The sequence below is a fragment of the Lactiplantibacillus brownii genome (genome assembly GCF_031085375.1).
In the GTDB taxonomy this organism is placed as follows: Bacteria; Bacillota; Bacilli; order Lactobacillales; family Lactobacillaceae; genus Lactiplantibacillus; species Lactiplantibacillus brownii.
Genome location: NZ_JAVCWF010000005.1, coordinates 1 through 18386, shown reverse-complemented (window position 1 = coordinate 18386; position 18386 = coordinate 1). Strand labels below are relative to the sequence as shown.

The 18386-nt window shown below is 41.5% G+C and carries 21 protein-coding genes and 1 pseudogene; 2 read left to right on the top strand and 20 right to left on the bottom strand.

Going from position 1 to position 18386, the window contains the following annotated elements:
* Positions 1-122: 122 nt before the first annotated feature.
* The 17 genes from topB to mobQ form a co-directional block, all read right to left on the bottom strand.
* Positions 123-2258: a type IA DNA topoisomerase gene (gene topB / locus RA086_RS15025; RefSeq protein WP_308704571.1), complete on the bottom strand. Its 2136-nt coding sequence runs from the start codon at positions 2256-2258 to the stop codon at positions 123-125.
* Positions 2259-2264: 6 nt separating this feature from the next.
* On the bottom strand, positions 2265-2675 hold the full coding sequence (locus RA086_RS15020) for a hypothetical protein (protein WP_308704570.1): 411 nt from the start codon (positions 2673-2675) through the stop codon (positions 2265-2267).
* Between the two features lie 15 nt (positions 2676-2690).
* Positions 2691-3530, bottom strand: coding sequence for a conjugal transfer protein TrbL family protein (locus RA086_RS15015; protein WP_308704569.1), 840 nt, complete (start codon positions 3528-3530; stop codon positions 2691-2693).
* An 18-nt stretch (positions 3531-3548) separates the two neighbouring features.
* On the bottom strand, positions 3549-3938 hold the full coding sequence (locus RA086_RS15010; RefSeq protein ID WP_308704568.1) for a hypothetical protein: 390 nt from the start codon (positions 3936-3938) through the stop codon (positions 3549-3551).
* A gap of 14 nt (positions 3939-3952) precedes the next feature.
* Positions 3953-5464, bottom strand: a complete 1512-nt coding sequence (locus RA086_RS15005; RefSeq protein ID WP_308704567.1) for a VirD4-like conjugal transfer protein, CD1115 family — start codon at positions 5462-5464, stop codon at positions 3953-3955.
* Position 5465: 1 nt separating this feature from the next.
* Positions 5466-5936 (bottom strand): hypothetical protein, encoded by a 471-nt coding sequence (locus RA086_RS15000; protein WP_008212995.1) that lies wholly within the window; start codon positions 5934-5936, stop codon positions 5466-5468.
* Positions 5937-6305, bottom strand: coding sequence for a thioredoxin family protein (locus tag RA086_RS14995; RefSeq protein WP_308704566.1), 369 nt, complete (start codon positions 6303-6305; stop codon positions 5937-5939). It abuts the gene before it with no gap.
* Positions 6292-6909, bottom strand: a complete 618-nt coding sequence (locus tag RA086_RS14990; RefSeq protein WP_108910198.1) for a SadB/YajI family lipoprotein — start codon at positions 6907-6909, stop codon at positions 6292-6294. Before RA086_RS14990 ends, RA086_RS14995 begins: the two co-directional genes overlap by 14 nt.
* Before the next feature lie 14 nt (positions 6910-6923).
* The gene (locus tag RA086_RS14985) at positions 6924-8078 is read right to left on the bottom strand and encodes a phage tail tip lysozyme (protein ID WP_308704565.1); all 1155 of its coding nucleotides are present in this window, start codon (positions 8076-8078) and stop codon (positions 6924-6926) included.
* Entirely contained in the window at positions 8079-9497 is a 1419-nt protein-coding gene (locus RA086_RS14980) for a conjugal transfer protein (protein WP_308704564.1), read from the bottom strand.
* Positions 9490-11508, bottom strand: coding sequence for a VirB4 family type IV secretion system protein (locus RA086_RS14975; RefSeq protein ID WP_308704563.1), 2019 nt, complete (start codon positions 11506-11508; stop codon positions 9490-9492). The genes RA086_RS14980 and RA086_RS14975 overlap by 8 nt, the downstream gene beginning before the upstream one ends.
* Before the next feature lie 12 nt (positions 11509-11520).
* Complete coding sequence (gene trsD, locus RA086_RS14970; RefSeq protein ID WP_308704562.1) at positions 11521-12180, bottom strand: TrsD/TraD family conjugative transfer protein; 660 nt, start codon at positions 12178-12180, stop codon at positions 11521-11523.
* Entirely contained in the window at positions 12149-12511 is a 363-nt protein-coding gene (locus RA086_RS14965; protein WP_003625636.1) for a hypothetical protein, read from the bottom strand. Before RA086_RS14965 ends, trsD begins: the two co-directional genes overlap by 32 nt.
* A 20-nt stretch (positions 12512-12531) precedes the next feature.
* Positions 12532-12870, bottom strand: coding sequence for a CagC family type IV secretion system protein (locus tag RA086_RS14960; RefSeq protein ID WP_216747858.1), 339 nt, complete (start codon positions 12868-12870; stop codon positions 12532-12534).
* A gap of 1 nt (position 12871) precedes the next feature.
* Positions 12872-13486 (bottom strand): hypothetical protein, encoded by a 615-nt coding sequence (locus RA086_RS14955; protein ID WP_308704561.1) that lies wholly within the window; start codon positions 13484-13486, stop codon positions 12872-12874.
* 38 nt (positions 13487-13524) lie between these two features.
* The gene (locus RA086_RS14950) at positions 13525-13836 is read right to left on the bottom strand and encodes a hypothetical protein (protein ID WP_308704560.1); all 312 of its coding nucleotides are present in this window, start codon (positions 13834-13836) and stop codon (positions 13525-13527) included.
* Positions 13837-13920: 84 nt separating this feature from the next.
* Positions 13921-15981, bottom strand: coding sequence for a MobQ family relaxase (gene mobQ / locus RA086_RS14945; protein ID WP_308704559.1), 2061 nt, complete (start codon positions 15979-15981; stop codon positions 13921-13923).
* Between the two features lie 251 nt (positions 15982-16232).
* Here mobQ and RA086_RS14940 point away from each other — a divergent pair, with 251 nt between their 5' ends.
* On the top strand, positions 16233-16460 hold the full coding sequence (locus RA086_RS14940) for a hypothetical protein (RefSeq protein ID WP_187344019.1): 228 nt from the start codon (positions 16233-16235) through the stop codon (positions 16458-16460).
* A 22-nt stretch (positions 16461-16482) separates the two neighbouring features.
* Positions 16483-16710 carry a hypothetical protein gene (locus RA086_RS14935; protein WP_407659104.1) on the top strand — a complete coding sequence of 76 codons (228 nt, stop codon included), beginning with the start codon at positions 16483-16485 and terminating at the stop codon, positions 16708-16710.
* Here the strand turns inward: RA086_RS14935 and RA086_RS14930 are convergent.
* The 3 genes and pseudogenes from RA086_RS14930 to RA086_RS14920 form a co-directional block, all read right to left on the bottom strand.
* Complete coding sequence (locus RA086_RS14930) at positions 16700-17521, bottom strand: Fic family protein (protein ID WP_308704558.1); 822 nt, start codon at positions 17519-17521, stop codon at positions 16700-16702. The genes RA086_RS14935 and RA086_RS14930 overlap by 11 nt on opposite strands.
* 50 nt (positions 17522-17571) lie before the next feature.
* Positions 17572-17769 carry a hypothetical protein gene (locus RA086_RS14925; protein WP_308704557.1) on the bottom strand — a complete coding sequence of 66 codons (198 nt, stop codon included), beginning with the start codon at positions 17767-17769 and terminating at the stop codon, positions 17572-17574.
* A 155-nt stretch (positions 17770-17924) separates the two neighbouring features.
* Positions 17925-18386, bottom strand: a pseudogene (locus tag RA086_RS14920) (replication initiator protein A); the annotation flags it as partial.

Sequence of the window (18386 nt, the reverse complement as noted above, 5' to 3'; positions counted from 1 at the left end):
ATTTATGATCTCCTTTGTTTTGCTAATCTTACCCGTTATTTAGGTTTACTTTTGGGGTTGTAAAAGTGAACCTAAATGACGGGTTCACCAACCGGAACGTAGTGCAGGGCGGTAGGCAGGTTCTAATCAAAATCAAAACTTAATTTATGGCCGTCAAGCTTTAACTTGGCGTCAAACGACTTTCCCTTTTTGCTCTTGAAACCCTTTAGTTTGCTGGTTTCACCCTTGGTGACTAAGGCTTTGATCGCAGTTTTACCAAGGGTTTTGCTGCTCCATTTCTTGGGTAAGGTAAAGTCTTCGCCTTGCTTAGGCTTCACAATGTAAAACTTCTGTTTATTTAAAACGGTCGCTTGCGGCGTTTCTAAGAATACTTCGGCGGCTTTTTGCGTTTGCTGTTGGTGATCGATTTGTTGCTTAATGGCTGAACTGCCAGTCAATTGCTCGGGGACATCAGCAATTAACTTGGCCACAAACTTCTTAATCTGGCTCAAAAAATTATCCTGAGTGCGTTCTTCGGTACTGATTTGCTGTAACGCTTGCTCCCATTTGGCTGTCATCTCTGGGCTAGTTAACAAGGGTTCGAGTTCAACCGCTTTACATAAAGTAATTCCGGCTTCACTGACGTGTAGCTTGTTCTTTTCAGTGACGAGATAGCCGCGTTTCTTTAACACTTCCAGCACATTGGCCCGGGTTGCACTTGTCCCAATGCCTTGCACATCTTTAAGAATCGCTTGGGCTTCTTCATCATCAAGCGTTTTGCCGGCGGTCTTCATTGCCGTAATCAGGGTACCTTCGGTAAAGGGGACCGGTGGTGTCGTTTCTTTTTGCAGTGTTTGCAGATTTGCTTGAACTTGGTCGCCTTGGTGAACGATCGGTAGGGTGGCTGCCTCTTGCTGGTCGGCTTTGTGATCATCAAATAAAACTTGCCAACCTTGCTTAGTTGGGACCTTACCCGTTGCTTTAAAATTGGCGTCGCCAACTTGGGTGATAATGGTGGTTTCCTCGTACTCATACGGATCAGCAAACATCGCTAACGTCGTTCTTAAAACTAAATCATAAACCTGTTGCTGTAATTTAGGTAAGCTGGCTAGTTTCTCTTTCGTCGGCACGACTTTAGTCATGATAATGGCGTAGTGTTCTTCAACCTTTTTTCCATTAACATAGCGCTTATTTGGAGTGGTATTGGTTAAAGCGACTTGTTTAGAGACTAACCCCAGATACTTCGTCAGATTAGCCACTAAATACTCAAATTCTTCATCAGTGATATAAGCACAATCGGTGCGGGGATAACTGAGTAGTTTGTCTTCGTATAAGCTTTGAATAGCCGCTAAGGTTTGGCTGGCGCTGGCGTGATAACGTTTATTCATGGCACTTTGCAGACTGGATAGTGAGAATAGTTGGGGACTAGCACGCTTTTTGCCTTGTTTTTGGACGTCCTTGATTAAACCGTCCTGCGAGCCTTTATGAACGTGTTTAGCTCGCATGAATGTCATTAGCCCTGCTTCGTCTTTAAATCGCTGATAGGGGTCTAATTTTGCGACGAATTTTTGCTGATTGGCTAAAATTTCCGCATTTAGTTCAAAATAGGGTTCCGGCTTAAAGTTTTTGATTGCCTGGTCTCTTTGATAGACCATATATAAGGTTGGCGTCTGTACTCGACCAATCGAATACACCCCGCGTACCCCGTTTTGTCTTAATAACAAAGTATATAAAGGGCTGCCATTCATTCCAATTAACCAATCGCTAATTTGACGGGTTTGGGCTTCTTTATACGCCAAATAGTCTTGGTGCCAATCACCAAGATTTTTGAATCCGGTAATAATGGCGTCTTTTTCCAAACTATTCAACCATAGCCGCTTAATGGTCTTCTTTTTAACGTCAATCTGGGCTTGGCTCATGATTGACCACGCAATATTAGAGCCTTCCCGACCGCTATCGGTGGCAACAATAATGGTATCGGCCTTCGTTAACAGGTCTTTGACGACCTTGAATTGATTTTTTTTACTAGCTGACACCACAAACTTGTATTTATCGGGAAAAATCGGTAAATTAGATAAGGCCCATTGCTGATATTTCTGATCATATTTATCCGGTGTGGCTAGTTCAACTAAATGTCCGAGACCATACGTGACAAGCGTATTTTCGGGCAAAACAGGGTCGCTAACCGTATAGTAACCCTGTTTTTTTGTGCTCTTTTGGAAGGCTTGGACGTATGAACGGGCTTGACTGGGTTTTTCAGCTAAGATAACAGTGGTCATATTCGTTCACTCCTTGTGATTCAGCTTCTGTTCTAATTCTTTTTTCCCTTGTTCAGCTGCTTTTAACCAAGTTTCACGATGCAATTTTTGTTGCTGGTCTATCGATTGTTGTTTCAAATATCGTTGATACCGGTTGATGGCTTTGAAATCTGCATAGGCTGACCAACGGAATAATAAACCACCCAGCAGTAAAATTAAGGCCATTAATGCTGTTCCTAAAAAATCGGTATGATTTGACGTGAAAAGCTCTTGGTATAAATCCATTAACATGAGGTAAATTCCCATTATATAGAAGACCATGCTAACTAAGGTATCAAAATAGTAAGACAACTTAGTCCGCCGTGAAGGTGTTGTAAAAGGGTCGGTTCGCATATCTTTTTTGGCTTTTTCCAATAACCATTGTGCGATTTTCTTCATAACTTATTTCTCCCCCTAATGGCTACGGAAATAATTTTGAAACATTCTCATAGCCCCCATACCAGCACTCTTAGTCACACCGGTTGAAGCCCAGAAATCTTTAACGGCGTCAGGTGTTTTGACAACCAGAAAGCCAAAACCAATTGAAGCAATAAACGCAATAAACCCGTATTTAGCCATATTAGTAAAACACCATACTGATAATGACATACAAAGCACTTGGCTAATAATGGAGGAATTGTAATAAATATACTTCTTCCACCACGTACCACTGTAATCAAAGCTTTCAGTCGCCATGCTCATTGCAGCTAAAGGAATTGTCAGGTTATACCAAGCCATATCAGCCACAAACACACACATTTTAATAAAGAACACGACGGTTACGACAGTGAAGATGAGCAGAAACAAAATCTGTAAGGGTAGCGAAATGCCAACATCTTTTAACCCAGGAACTTTATTCATACCGGTAATTGATTTAGCAGTAAATTTCTGATCAGAACTAAACATATACTTTAACAGGGGTAAGGTAATTGAGCCTTGAATAAAGCCCTGTAAGAACACAAAAACTGGGATCACGGCCGCTGATTTAATCCCGTCCATGATGATATTAGCCCAAGTAACATCTGTACTTTCGTCTGCCTCTTTTAGAATTGTCATCACAATACGCCCAAGGACGACCACGACTACTAACGATGTCGCAAAAGACAGGAAGATGGCATACCATGTTTTAACAATGGGCAAGCTTTGATTGGCTTGGTCAATAATGGCCTTGCAGATGTTGAATAAACCATCTAACAAACCAGACAGTAGCCATTCAAAGAAGTGTGAAATAGCTGATTGAATGATATTTGTCATTTTAAATTCCTCCTTTGTCTATTTGGAAATGAGTGAGACCGTACCAGTATCACTTTTAGCCAGTGTGTTAATTGGTGTTAGTTTATATTTGTCTGACTGCTTTTTAATCTTAAATAGACGTGTTTCTGTGCTACCTGAAACACTATTTTTACCAATGAACTTAATTTGTTCATTGCCCTTGTTTTCAATCAACTTGTAAGTATAAACTTCGCTAAAGCCCGCTTGGGTAAGTGTTAAGTTGCTTTTTGAAAACTTTGCAGTAGCGGCCATACCATTATCTTTGCTAGAAGCAAATGTCCACTGATGGCTTTGCAAATCTTGTGCTGTAGACTTTCCGCAGGCGGTTAGACCGACAGCAATCAGCAACACTGTCATCACAGCGATTATATATTTCCAATATTTTTTCATTAATATGTCCTCCATTATCCAAGCATTTTCTTATGTCTAGACTCTAATTCTTGATCGATATTATCCTGCAATTTGTCTTCTTCGTCATCGGTTGTTTGATCGTCTTTTTTGGCTTGGTGCTGTGCTTTAACTGTCTGATTCCACTTATCTACCTTATTCTTAAAGTGGGTTTCCTGGCTGGCTTCTGGTTGGCCTTGATAATCGTTTTGTGACAAGTTAACCAAATGATCGGCTCCTGGAAATAGTTTAAATTGGAACGCTTTTGTAGCTTTGACTGGTCGGGCATTACTAAAGATTAATAAGCTCTGATCTTCGGGCATACGCATAATTTCATCAGGTGTCATCAGCGAACGGCTCGTATAGCTATAACTATCGCTCTTGCTATGGCTCTCTTCCTTGCTGTGACTGGTACTTTCACTACCCGTTTCAACTTTAACGGTTGATTTACCTAACAGATCACTAAAGTATTTAGCGGTCACGTCATTAGCGGCATTCAAGCAAATTTTAACGGCATGATTACCTAAGATACTCTCGGCCTTATCCTTGCCATACAAGGCTTGTAGCTGGGTTAAGGTTTGACAAATGGTCGTCACGCCAATGCCGTACCCCCGGCACGTTGCTAGGAACTCCTCATACTTGGGAAACTTCCCTAAATTGACAAATTCATCAAGGATAAAGTCGACTTGGTGAGGCAATTTAGCGTGATGATCGGCGGCTAGTTTGTATAATTCATCAAACAATTGTGAGAAAAACAGATTGATGAAGCTTTCATAGGTATTATCCATGACCGGAATAATCACATACAGTACTACTTTGGCTTTGCCAATCTCTTTTAAATCAAAGTCTGAAAAGCTGGTAAAATTGGCCACTTCTTTGTCAACAAACTTCGAAATGGTCGCCAACAGGCTTTCAATAATGCTGGCTTTCATTTCTCCTTTAGCCTTTTTGAAACCTAACTCATAAGCGCGTCTCGCTGGATCAGTCATAGTTAGATCAAGAAACAAGGTATCTAGCGGACTATCCGCACCCTTTTCCTCGGCTTCAACGTCATTTTCTTGTAAGACCTGCGTTACGCCCGCCAAATTTCGTTGTTCTGGTGACCGGTGGTTCATGACAAACAGGATTAAAGCCTTCAAAAGCTGTCTTTGGGTACTGAACCACACGTCTTTTTTACCTTCGGCATTTTCACTTTGCACGATCTTTGTTGCCACGGTTTCGGCTTGAATATCCCGTTGAATATAATCAAAAGGATTGTAGCGATCACTATGCGCCATGTTGGCAAAGTTGACGACATGTACTTGATAACCCTGGGCTAGTTTGATACCGGCCGTCTTTTCGTATAATTCACCTTTCGGATCGGTCACGACAATGCTGTTCTCCGTTTCGTTAAACAGGTTGGTAATGACGACTGATTGGGTCTTATATGATCCAGGTCCCCCAACCACAAAGATATTCCGATTGGGTTTGGTGCTGTTATTCTGGTAAACAATCCGTTTATCCACGATCCCTAAAATCGTCCCATTCATGTTAATCTCCCCCTTTCGCTGACTTTTCTCGATCCACTAATGATTTGAGAATTTCTGCCTTGGTACTCTTGTTAAATGCTGTGGTGAGGTCTTTGGCATTGATACTAAAGTAATGGTCACTCAATTCTTTTAAATTCCCCCAGGTCGCACTCCCGTGGGTTTCAGTGTCCGCAGTTTCCCACGCTTTGTGCTTGCTATTGCGTTTCAAAGCAAAATAAATGGTGTATAGGACCACAGCGATACTGACGATAATTAATACCGGGTTCTTTTGACCCAAATACAAGTTGTAATAGTGCCAGGGGTGCAAGGCTAATTGTTTTAATACGGTTGGCATATGATCCGCAAAAGTTAGCTTATAGTGCGATAAGGCCATGACTGATCCAGCTAAAATCTCCGCTAAATACAAGCCAATGATTAGCGTTAGTAGATATGGCCAGCTGACTTTAACGCTGTTTAATAATTTGTCTTTCATCTAATCACCTACTATCTGTTTAATCCTTTGTTGGTTGGTACCGGAGTATCGTTGCTTGCCATGGATCAAGGTTGGTACTGACGTTAATTGATATTTTTGAATGTAATGCCGATTCTGCGGTTGGTTCATGTTAATCAAGACGATGTTGTGATTAATTGCGTTGTGCCAATAAATCTGATGAAAAATAGCTTGGCAATCCGGGCAATCATCGCGATAGAAGAACAACACTTTTTTAGGGTGCTTAGCTAAAGTCACAACTGATCGCTGCTTTTCTACGTGATTGACATATTGATGACCAGCAAACCCGCTAACGGCTAAAACCACCACGATTACCGCTAGGGCTTTACCAACGCGTTTAATTAAGGTCACTCGCTTTAAAACTGCTGCCTAAATTTTGTACCGCGGTGATTCGATCCGTGGTGGTATCGAAAGTCACTTGATAAAGCACCGTCGCCTTTTGCCAGTCGTTGTTGCCACTCTTACTTTCATAACTGACGACGGCCAAGCCCTTCATGTTTTTCCCCTGCTTGCTTTGCGTATACAGGTTCAGTTGATTTAACTTGGCTGAAACACTATTACTATCACCATACGTGCCTTTGTTTGAAAAGTATTGCTGATATAGCTTGTCGGAAATCAAGTCTTTCACGCCATCTTTACGCTGGCCGTAGGTCTTGGGCTTAAAGTTGTTCATGACCTTAAAGAACTTGGTGACTACCGTATTAAAGCTAAGTTCAGCCTGACTTTTGTCTTTATTATTTTGGTAGGTCTTATAACTGTCAATTTGGGTGCTCAATAACTGCTTTTGTTGGTTGGCTTTAGTCAATTGCTGGTTAACTTGGCGCTTCTGTTTTTGTAGCCGACTAATCTGCTGTTGCGCCTGCTTAACTTGGCTATGTTGATAGGCATTCGTTCCTAATGACATAATTAAGATCAAACTACCAAGTGCAATACTTAAAACCACGCTACGCTTCATTTGTTGGTTCCTCCTTACTTCTTGATTGGCCGAGCTAACGTTACATCACTACCACTTAGTAAGCTATAAAAGGCGGTGCCAAAGGTGCTTTCGTTAACCTTGTCGCCTACGCCACCTTGTTCAATGATTTTGGTGGCTTTGCCTTGCCACTTTCCTAGCAGAATGGCAGTATGCCCGTTGTTGCCGGCTCCCACACCTTGATTGACGATCACAATATCGCCGGCTTTCGCGTCATTTTCACTAATCTGTTTCAGATATTGATGGCTGCCTTTGGCGTCACTGACCATCGTGCCGGTAAACCAGCCCATATTTGCGGGTACCTTGTAACCAGCCTTATTCAGGGCTAACCAGACAAAACCGGAACAATCGGTTCCGCCGGTTTTGTTAGGATTCTTTAAATCACTGCCTAAATCGGGGCTAGGGTGGGTTTGAACATAATAGAAGTCACCTTTCATACTTTCTGCGTTTTTAACGATACTACCGCCGGAATAGCTCGGGTCACTATCGCAACCTAACTCGGTCAGATCACCGGAACTCGCATTGTCTAACGTATTACCGGCCACGGGATCACTCGCCCCGAACACGGAATACCAGTGATCGGCATACCCGTATCTTTGGCTTAGATACCATTGTTCCGGGTCCTTACTCATGCCCTCGTAATCCATTAACCAGGCTTTGGTCGCTTTGTGCACGTCCGTATACTTAAAGATCTGCTTGTTTGACGCATAGTAACTACTGTTCAATTCTTGATCGAGATAGTCCAACTGCACGCCGAGATTGGTTGCTGATTTGTTTTCTTTGTGGGCTAAGTCCTCCAACTTATCTTTTCGGCCACCTAACCACTGGGCTAAGCCCGTGGCCCCGGAACTGGAATTAACGGACTTGGGATCAAGGCGACTTTCTAGTTGTAAGACCCCCAAGATACCAGCCGCCGCTTGCGGCGTGGCACCATACTTCTGTTTCCAGTGCGCATAGATATTTTTGGCATTTTCTGTCATGCTCTTACTATCTAATTGCGTTTCTGTGGTGGTTGAATTATCACAACTGTTTTCTTGCAATTGACCAGTAAGCGCGGCAATTAGCAAGATGATTAGCAGAAGGGCGCCACCCACAATATAAGCAATCAATTTCCACTTCTTTTTCTTATATTCAAATGACAATACCTGCATTTAATCACCCACTTTGTGCTTGGCCTGATCGACTTGTTTTTGCGCTACTGATTGGTCACTCTGCGCGTTCTTTAAGTCCGACTTAGCCGAATCCACCTTCTTGTCTTTGTCCTTATCTTTACTGCCATCAATCTTGTTGGCGTCATCTAACTTCTTCTGGGCGTCGCTAACTTCGTTCTTAGCGGCATTGAGACTTAACAAGGCTTTTAAATACTTAGCTTTAGGACTGTTCACGCCGGCTAACTTGGTTTGGACAGTCTGGGCGTCTTGCGTATCGTTATGGGCCAGGAAGGCTTGTCCCATTCTCAATAAAACATCAGCGTTCGTCGTAAAGGATAATTGGTTATTAAGCGTATTGGTATCATAATTAACAATCGCTTTTTCGAGTTTCAATTGATCTTTTTGCTTACTCGTCGCCTTAGTTGGTAACTGCCAATCGGCCACTTGACTGCTATCTTGGTTGGCATAAGTCGCATTAACAACCTTGTTCAACTGACTTGGGTCAACGTTTAAGGCTTGCTGGTACTGACCATGCTTTAAAAAGACATTGACTTGCTTAGTTGCAGGGTAGCCGGCCCGTTGCATATCTTTTTGCGCTTCCGACCACTTTTGATCATTTAAAGCGGTCTGAATTTGACCGCTATATTTTAATCGCGTGACCTGGGCTTGGTTCTGGTTAGCTAAGCTTTGATACTTTCGTTCGTCACTTTTATGGACTAAGCCGACGGCCAAAACGGCCACAATCGCCACCCCGGCCATACTCAACCATAAACGTTGTTTGGTTTTCTGCTGGGCCGTTTCAACTGCCTGCCATTCGTGATAGCTCACAAAGTCCTCAATGCCGTTAACCACTTCCGTTAACTCATTTAACGACGTAGCTTTAGCTACTTGTTGTAAATAGTCGTCCGGGTGTTTGGCCAAGGCTTCTTGGGGATTGCTTAGTAGCCGTTCATAGGGCGTCCCCGTCAAGCAAAACAGAATCAGTGCTTTGTATTTGGCTAAATTGCTATGTTTATCATCATAAGGCATGAGTTCATTGGCCCGGTAGGCGTACCAAACATGTTGCATTGGGTAATACCATAGGTTGGCTGGATTCAACGCAATGTGATACTGGCTATCGTTAACCACATGTTGCGCCATAATTTCCTTGGCAATCGCTGACCGGATTGCCTTATTTTCATGTGGCAAGTCCTTTAATGATCTGACTTTATCTGGCAAGATATAAGTTAAAACAACCTTCTGGCCTTGCTCAACCACGTTAACCAACTGTAAGAAATTGGCATCAGCTTCCTTTAATTCGTTTAGCTCACTCAACTGGTCATATCGAAATTGATTGTGATTAAGCTCTAGGATCAACTTGTTTCCTTGCCGTTTGAATGTCCCAACCTCGATATTTAATAGTTGGTTTGATTTACTCATTTAAAGTCCCCCCTTCCTCTTCGGTGGTAGTTAAAGCGTCAATTTCACTGGGGGTTAAGGCCACGCGCTTTTGATAATCCGGTTGCCCGGCTGTCTCACGGTTGTATTTCTCTTGGTAAGCTTCGGGGTCGATTAATCGTAGTTCTTCTTCGGTCAATTCAACTTTCATAAAGGCGCGTTGGCTACCATAGATCATCAGAGCTTCGCCTTGTCTACGACGTTCTAGTAGCTTCTTTTCTTTATCCGAGAACGTCATACGCAATTTGGTAATCACATCATCAACGCCTTTACCGTCAAGACCAAAGAACACTTTGGTGTAGGAGTTCCCAATAATGGCTTCACCAATGTTCTGCCCGGTATCTGTCGTGCCTTCAATCACATCTTGAATTTGCTGCGTTCCGGCAATGGCCCCGGCATTGTATTTTCTAAAACGTTTGTATGCTTGATGGAAAAAGGTGGCGGCCGCTTTGTGCAAAGTCAAAAAGTGAAATTCATCGACAAACAATTTCTTGCGGCTATGCCGATCTTTGGTGATTTCGTCCCACAAATACTGGAAGGTATTCAGATAAGCCGCTGATTGGACTTCCTGTTCACTTTGTAGCGGTTTTAAATCAAAAGAAATGATTTTCCCCTTTAGGTTAACGTTGGTGTGCCCGTCAAATAGGCTATTAGAACCATGGGTATAGCTGCCTAAGATGTAGTAGAAGTCTTTAACCCGACTGAACTTGTCTGCGTCCTTATCAGCCAGTTTCTCCAACTCGTCATAAACATTGGATAAGGTCGGCCACTGATCGTCTTTAATCTCTTTTAAGCGGCTGTATTTCAAAACACCACTGTTGACGTAAGCTTGTTTAACGACATCATCAAGGATTGCCAGTTCAACTTGGGTAATCCCGGTTTTAAGGACTTCAAAGAACCCCTTTAATCGCTGAATTTTATCTTTAACTAGTAAATCAAGGTTTGTGACCGCTTCATCGGCGCTTAGGATTTCTTCGGAGAAAATTTGTAGCGGGTTAATTTTGTACTTAGCATTAGAAGTTAGGTGCAAGACTGCGCCACCCAGGGCTTCGACAATTTTGGTATATTCATTTTCTGGATCAATAATGTAGAGTTGATAGTCTTGAATGGCGTAGCGTAGGATTTTCTGAATCATATAGGTGGTCTTGCCGACCCCCGAGGTCCCGATAATCACTTGATTTTGATTTAGGGTCTTGTTGCGATCCAGCATATCTACGGCAATTAAGCTGTTGGTATCTTTGTTAACTCCTTCAATATCAGATCTAGGCTTCAAGTCCAAAATCTCCGCGTCGTCAAAGGGAAACATGCTACTGGCGACTTCGGTATTACTTTCTTTATAGGTGTAATCCCCCATGAGGTTCTCGTTAATTGGCATGGTTGACCAGAAAGCTTGAAAGGTTGCTTTAACGGGCACTAGGGGCTTCATTTGTAGTTTAATCAACGTATTCTTGACGTTTTCGGTTAAGTCATCTAGTTCTGCTAAACTGTTGGCCCGCAGATAAATGAGCATATGTTGGTACACAAATGTGGTAGAATTATCGAGGTATTTATCTAGTTGCATGTTGGCTGAATCAATATAATTTTGCAGAATCTTCTTTTTATACGGGTCGAACGTATTTAACTTCTGCGCTTCCTTATTTTGAATCGTCTTCTTGTAATAGGTAATCATTGAATTGTTACTGGCGCTGTCGATATATTGCACAATATCGATAACGCCCTTTTTGCGCTTTAACTCTGATAGCCAGTTGCCATACACCCGTTTGGGATAGTCAGCAATCGCTAACACCCGAATAAAATTCTCTCCCGATTGAACGTAGGTGGGGTACTGTTCCCAGCTAAACGGAAATAGTGAATGCAAGCTATCGCGATCAATCAGCTTGGTAAAGTCTTCAACCTCCGGTTTGGGCTTACTACCCGTTTGGCCGCTGTCGCCTTGATTACTTTCTTTTTTAGTTGGCATAAATAAATCAATGACCTTATCACCAAAACTCATCCTGTTTCCCCCCTATCCATTAAAATTGATCAAGTTCTTTAAAATCTCTTGGACTTCTTGACTAGTCAAAACTTTGGCCGTCACATCAAAGTCCGTTAACGCATTTTCAATATCCCGTTTAACCTGTTCGATCTTTTCGTCTAAATGAGTGACCGCTAGGTTTAAGCTCTTAACACTTTTGTCCTTAATTGGCACCTTAACGATTAGCAGATGTTGCTTAGTTGTCATGTTTTTGGATTCTTGGACTTTAGTAAAGTGATCCAAATAACTGGCTATGAGCTGGATTTTGAACTGTTGCTCGGGGTGATCTTTTTGTAAAGCGAGATACCGCCGTTTGAGACCATTGAGATAAGCTGTCATATTGACGGGAATTGTCGGCTCTAAGAACTGTAAGGTGTCATCAACCCCTTCACCTAACGTACTCATGAGAAAGGCGCCATAGTCCTCAAAGACGTCTTGCTGTTCGGTTTCATTAAGTAGATCCAGGTTGATCCCACTAACTTCCAAAATGCCAACGAGATTACCCGTTTTGGTAACTTCGTAATTACCATACATACCCACCACCAAGCTCATGTCATCAATGGTTTCTTTGCCACCATTGATTTTGGGCGGTTGGTAATCCCAATCTAGCCTGGCTGATTTATTGGCGGTTTTGTTCTTCCTCAAACGCATTTAGTTCACCTCGCTTCTTCGGTTTTAAATAAAACAGTTTCTGACCATTGGCATAGCGGCGTTTCAGCTTAAAGTTATCCCGCACTTTAATATTCTTCCGCGCCGCAACTGGCCTAATTGTTAAAATAGCCATGACAATCGTCATGGCTAAGACAACAATCACTATTTTTATCAGGACTAAGATCAGACCATAGGGTGGGATCGCAATAAAAATTAAGCCCACTAGTCCTGCCAGTCCCGCTACGCCAAAATCCTTCAAGGTGTAGTCTTTCCAGATCCCGTAATCTTTATCTACATTCTCTGGGAAGATAAATTCTTTTCCTTTCTTCATTTGGCAGGCTCCTTTTTAAATTAAGTGAATAGGCTGTAAACCCAAGGTAATAGCCAGATAATCGCTGCCGCTAGGGCCACTAAACCAGCCACCCGACCAACCGCGTGATAAACCTCTGATTTCTCTCGCGGATCGTCTGCGTCAGGCATTCTTTTGATAATAATAAATAGCGCCACACAAATCCCGACTAAAACGACCAACCCGGTTAAAATACCTTGAATTGTCTTACCAGCTTGGGTGAGCTTACTTTTAACTTCGCCACCGTCCGCGGCAAAAACAACCTGAGCGTTCATCAATCCCAAGTAAATCGCAGTAGCTCCAGTAGTTGCTAGCGCTTTCATTTTTCTGTATTTTGACATGTTATTCCTCCTTCCTATCGTCTTCTGATGTTCGTAATTGAATTTGTTCTGCCTGCGTTTCTTCTGGCTCACGCTGATAGAACTTATCCAATTGTTCCGCGGCAATTTGCTGGCTTGGTAATGGATATGTGGCTAATTTAACTCGGCCACTTTGGCTCGTGGCTAAGTAATACTCTTTTTCTGACTGACCAAGTTCCTGAGTCTCTAAGACATGTAAATTATGTTCGTAACGACCTAAGGCATTATCAACTTCTAAACCGTAGAAGCCTAAGAAGCCCTCCAGAAAACTCTCACCAAAAAAGGTCATTTCATTTTTGATCTGCTTATATTGATGAGTCGGTTTATCACTTACCAATTTTTCGGCCTTTTTAGCATTTTGACTGTCTTGGTGGCGATTAAACCAACCACTAAGCTTTAACGGCTCAGTCTTCAACTGGCGTTTAACGGTCTTCTTAATCATTGCTTGCCGAACTTCATCGATTGGCTGACCGTCTTGATCTAATATCGCTTGTAGCTGCTTCTGGTCAGTTAGTGCTTGGTCATCATCAACCACAATCGCCTTTTGATCATCATGAACTAGCTTGCCATTAATGCCTTGCCAGCTTTCTACTTTCATTGGATCACCTCCTTATATTGTTTGTTGGGTTAGAAATATTAAACAACTAGCTTTCCCCTAACCCGCCCGGTAAAATGGATTATTAGGAGGGTGACACCTAGAAGTTGCGATTCTAGGTGCTGATCCCCGTTAGCAACTCTACTGCTGACGAGGACGCCCTCTTTTTTTGATTGTTTCTTTATCCATTCAATGCCTTCCAATGAAATTAATTTAACTGTGCCGGTTTCCATTAAATATTCTTCGGGCATGCTATTTGGGTGCCGCCTTAACCATAAGCTTACATATGATCGGTCATGCCCTAGCTTGATAGCGGCTTGGGATAAACTAATCCATTTGTTTTGTCTTGCCACATGCAGGTAACTCCTTTCTTAAATGATTAGCTTAATTATAGCACAAATTGAACACATGTGTGTACATTTATTTTTACATTTTGATTACAAGTGCATACCCCCATCTTTATGCCGGTTCCGGGTTTGGTGTTGCCGTTGCTTTTTCGTCATTTCCCACTCGGTCTCTTTTAAGCCACGTAATTGCTGCTTTCTTAGATAGTCTGTGTTCTTCGCATATAAAATGGTTATTAAGGCTTCGTCCAAAATATTAGTCAGGTAGTTTTTCGGGCTAGTTGGGTAATAATTGATCGCTTGATAGTCCTTAATTTGAGCTTGCTTATATTGATCAAACCTCGTTGTCTGTTGTTTCAAACGGGCTTGCACAGTTTCAATTTGTTTGTGATCCAACTTAGGATCTTGGCCACATTCGCCGATAAACAGTTGCCGGGTGCCATCATGTTTTAAGACCCGTTGTAATCGGTGGTTCTGAATATCTTTTAATTCAATTTTACCTAACAGGTAATTCAAACCGGCTTGGTGTTGCTGACTAGTAAAGACTACCGGTGGCTGCTGTTGCAATTGACTAAGATCATCGGCGCTTAATGGCTTTAATTCTGGGTCATAGTAAACCACAGCGGTATAGATTTGCTCCTTGTCAATCGTCTCTAGCTTATCCAGGTCACTGTCCGGAAAAGCAGTCATTAGAATGCTGTCGTATTGGGTTTGCACCACGGCTTTAACTTCCCGCATGACCCGTAAATCTTTCACCGCTTTCGAAATGAATTCGAGTTCGTTAGGTTGATAAGCGGCTAGCATGCCCCGATCAGTATGCTTCAAATCGTCTAACTGGTGACCATGTTTGGTTAGTACCGTGGTTAATTGCTTCTCAATTGTTTGGGCCTGCTGATTAACTAACTGCCAGCTGGTATATGGCCGCTTGGTAAACGTCAATAATTGCTGGGTTAATAAGTCACTTCGAATATCCGCTAACCGTTCTGCCAATTCGCTACCCTTAAAAATCGTTTGTTCACTATTAGTTTCTTTAATCAGTTCCCGTCGTTCAGCTGCGGTTGTCTGTTCAAAATTAAGTTCCGGATAAAGCTTTTTCGTTGCTCGTTCCACCACTTTATTTAACAACTGGTTAGCTTGTGCTAGTGATGTCGTTTGCTGGTCAATAGTCAGCAGTTGCTTGGTTACATCTTCACCAATGGCATGTTTGATTAATAAGCTGTTTTTCCAATTAAACAGCATGCGCTGTTTATCATCTAAATGTTCTAAATCGACATAGGTTTTCAATTGCTGACTTAGATGACTAATTGTGTGTTTTTCAGAGAACGATAGCTCGTCAGTTAACGCGTCAAAATGTTCATGATTTCTTATCTTTTCGTCAAGATTGTGATATTTAGCTTGGGCGCTTCTTTGTGCGCTAACTTGTTGATTAAATGCTTTTCGATTTTTTCTTTGGCTGTTAATGCCTTCGTGTTGGGTAGGTGTCTCTTGAATCCCTTGATCGAAAAACGATTTTTCACTAATCCGATCCGGAATATTTTTTTGTGCTAAAGACTGATTAACACTTGTTGCCCAATTATGCCGCCACTCATTAATTTTTTCCTTTTTATCCCAATCAACCAACCAAATTTTTCTTTGTTTTGGAAACCCGCTTTTGGTTAAAAGTTGCTTGCCATTTTCATCTTTAATGTACTGCGTCTTTGCTTTTAATCCCCAACTACCATCGGGGTTAAATGGGCGATTGGTTAACATCACATGTGCATGCGGATTGTCTGGGTGATCGCGATGAATTGCTACGTCAGCTACCATACCTTGATCGACAAAATTTTCTTGCACATATTTTGTCAGTAATTCTTTCTGTTCGGATTCACTTAATTCTACCGGTAAAGCCACGTTAAATTCTTTTGCATACCGTGAGTTTGATTTACGATCGTTCTTTTCAACTTCATTCCATAATTTTTCTCGATCACTGGCCCATTCTGGTGTATTTTTGGGGGTTAAAATAAAGATTTCTGGCATAACCGAGCGGGCATAAAAATAGTGGCGGCCTTCTTGATTATCAAATAATTTTTCACCACTTCGATAAGCGGAACTGGCAATCGCACTTCGTCCTTTTCCAGCACTAATATTACTAAAACTCATATGAAATATTGCCATGTTAGTCACCTCTTTACTTTGATTCTATGGGCTTGACTTTGTTGTCGCCATCGGCGACTTCTAATACAGGTTTTTATGGGTTATAATAACATAGAATTTATTCTATGTGTAAGTGCGCATTGACCTCGTTTCACTCGGTCTTCTGATTCTCTTAACTTTAACTTAGTGTATGCCTTCCGCTTAGCTATTTCAACTTTTATCCTTTGACTTAACATTCTCTTTATGATATAGTGTCTGTGATTATTTCTAATATGATTGGAGGGATCGTTATGTCTCAAAGTAACTTAGAAAAACAAGAAGCTAAATTAAAAGCCCTTAATCAAAAAATTAAGGACGAAAAAAATAAGATTGAACAACGGCTAGGTAAACAAATCATCAGTCAAACCAATTTAGATTATGCTAATTTGTCTAACGATCAGATTAAGCTTTTAGCCAAGCAATTTTCTGAATTTTTAAAGGTAAAGTCCGTAGATCATTAGCCATACGAGATGGGGAAATTCCATGTCTAATCAATATGAATTTAAATTACGGCAATCTAAATACTATGAAAATCGGCAAGCCCGCAAAGCCCGTTCTCGCCGACTAATTCAAAAAGGGGCTTTATTAGAAAAGTACTTTCAAGCTAATAACCTCTCGGTCGAACAAACCGAAGAACTTTTAAAAACATTTGCCGATTACGTTAATGCCCATAAACCGAATAAACTCAAAAACGATCAACCTAATAACTAGGCCGATCGTTTTTATTTTCTGGATCATTTTTAGGCTTGATTTCTGGGTTCTGATCCACAAAATCTTTTAACTGTTTTTGAATTCTTTTACTAGTTTTGTCTTTAACTGATTTAAGCGCTAAGTTTGCTCTAATTTGTAATCCTTGAATGCCATTGTCATATGTCCACCGTTTAATTTTAGCCATGTCATTAGTTCGATAATAATTGGCAATTAGTTCGTTCCATTGATCCCACTTATCTAACGGCACATTGATTAGGCCTGCACCACCGTCAATCATAATTTTATTAGCACTTAAAGTCGCCGTCCTTTTGTTCCCGTCCCAAAAGATTTGTTGGCGCATATTATGATACATGACAGTCAATGCTTTATCAGTAATCGTCGTTCGTGGATCAGCCAAGATTTTTTGTAAAAAGGATTGTTCTTGTTTTTCGTTAATTAAAGGTGGTTCAAAAAAGTCTTCACTACCTAAATCAACTCCTCCTTTCCCTTGCCGTAATTCTCCCGGTACTAAGGCGTCTTCCGCTGCCACAATCTTGTTGATTTGTTTTTCCATGGTTAACGTTAAAGGGGAATTTTGAGCAGTGATATATTGCCACCCACGCTTTAAATTAACAATCGTCAAAACATCTTCAACAGGTACTCCTGCTACGCTCATACCGTCCATAATAGTTTGTGTTTGTGGCAAAGTGGTATTAACGCCTTCAAAACGAGCATTAGTATGCACTAACTTGGTAAAGTTTGCTCGGGCAAACCGTTGGTTTTCTGCAGCTGTGAATTTATACTTGTCCATATATGTTCGAGTTTTAGCCATATTTTGTGCCTCCTTTCTATTTCAGTCACTGATTATTTGACCTGTCCATGTTAAATCACAAAATGCTTTTCGTTGATAATTTGCTCTTGGCGTTTATCTAAGAGGTAAGTGGGTAACGCGTCAAACAGCTTGCGTTTATCAGGATCTGGATTATATGCCGCTTGTTCCCAAATGTCTTGAATATTGACTGCCCAGGGGTCAGCCAACAATTGATCAATTGTTGCGATTTCTTTGCTGGGTTTGGTCATTTAAAAAGCTCCTATCCCGTTTTTCTAGCTCAGCTATCGTCAATTCGGCCACTTAAGGCACCTATTTTTACTTCTAAGCGATTTTAAAGCAGTTTTAATATAATTATGCATGTAACACTTAAAACGGCTTAAATGAGTCCATATGACGTTTAATTTCAAGAACGCTCATTGTCAGTTTTCTGTTCTTCGGGGTGTTTGGCCGCATATTCTCTAGCCGCTTGTTTATTCCACCAAACGCCAAATAGGTTTTGCATGGTGCCGTACAAGTAGTTTTCCACGTTCTTGATATGCTTTTCATTGCTTCTTAGGGCGTTAAAGTAGCGTCTCAAGGCTTTAGTCATCAAAGATTTTAGTTCTTCATCGTCTAGTGGGATTAGAACGCCAATGTCCTGATGATCCTTCTCAACTCGGTACTTAGCATTTAAGATAATGCCAATGAACCGGCGCATTTGTTGTGGAGTTCGGCACCAGAAGCTAAGTAATTGCACGGCTTCGGGTTCTAAGAAAACGGGGAGCCTACTGTCTTCATCAGTTAAGAAGTCATTAGCATGGTTCACCAAATCCTTGTTTTGCTTTTCTAGTTCTGCTGGTGAGAATTGGGCTGTGGAAAAGTCCAA

Coding starts and splice junctions, on each gene's coding strand:
- topB (WP_308704571.1), bottom strand. CDS start 2,258: ATGACCACTGTTATCTTAGCTGAAAAACCCAGTCAAGCCCGTTCATAC.
- RA086_RS15020 (WP_308704570.1), bottom strand. CDS start 2,675: ATGAAGAAAATCGCACAATGGTTATTGGAAAAAGCCAAAAAAGATATG.
- RA086_RS15015 (WP_308704569.1), bottom strand. CDS start 3,530: ATGACAAATATCATTCAATCAGCTATTTCACACTTCTTTGAATGGCTA.
- RA086_RS15010 (WP_308704568.1), bottom strand. CDS start 3,938: ATGAAAAAATATTGGAAATATATAATCGCTGTGATGACAGTGTTGCTG.
- RA086_RS15005 (WP_308704567.1), bottom strand. CDS start 5,464: ATGAATGGGACGATTTTAGGGATCGTGGATAAACGGATTGTTTACCAG.
- RA086_RS15000 (WP_008212995.1), bottom strand. CDS start 5,936: ATGAAAGACAAATTATTAAACAGCGTTAAAGTCAGCTGGCCATATCTA.
- RA086_RS14990 (WP_108910198.1), bottom strand. CDS start 6,909: ATGAAGCGTAGCGTGGTTTTAAGTATTGCACTTGGTAGTTTGATCTTA.
- RA086_RS14985 (WP_308704565.1), bottom strand. CDS start 8,078: ATGCAGGTATTGTCATTTGAATATAAGAAAAAGAAGTGGAAATTGATT.
- RA086_RS14980 (WP_308704564.1), bottom strand. CDS start 9,497: ATGAGTAAATCAAACCAACTATTAAATATCGAGGTTGGGACATTCAAA.
- RA086_RS14975 (WP_308704563.1), bottom strand. CDS start 11,508: ATGAGTTTTGGTGATAAGGTCATTGATTTATTTATGCCAACTAAAAAA.
- trsD (WP_308704562.1), bottom strand. CDS start 12,180: ATGCGTTTGAGGAAGAACAAAACCGCCAATAAATCAGCCAGGCTAGAT.
- RA086_RS14965 (WP_003625636.1), bottom strand. CDS start 12,511: ATGAAGAAAGGAAAAGAATTTATCTTCCCAGAGAATGTAGATAAAGAT.
- RA086_RS14960 (WP_216747858.1), bottom strand. CDS start 12,870: ATGTCAAAATACAGAAAAATGAAAGCGCTAGCAACTACTGGAGCTACT.
- RA086_RS14955 (WP_308704561.1), bottom strand. CDS start 13,486: ATGAAAGTAGAAAGCTGGCAAGGCATTAATGGCAAGCTAGTTCATGAT.
- mobQ (WP_308704559.1), bottom strand. CDS start 15,981: ATGGCAATATTTCATATGAGTTTTAGTAATATTAGTGCTGGAAAAGGA.
- RA086_RS14940 (WP_187344019.1), top strand. CDS start 16,233: ATGATTGGAGGGATCGTTATGTCTCAAAGTAACTTAGAAAAACAAGAA.
- RA086_RS14935 (WP_407659104.1), top strand. CDS start 16,483: ATGTCTAATCAATATGAATTTAAATTACGGCAATCTAAATACTATGAA.
- RA086_RS14930 (WP_308704558.1), bottom strand. CDS start 17,521: ATGGCTAAAACTCGAACATATATGGACAAGTATAAATTCACAGCTGCA.
- RA086_RS14925 (WP_308704557.1), bottom strand. CDS start 17,769: ATGACCAAACCCAGCAAAGAAATCGCAACAATTGATCAATTGTTGGCT.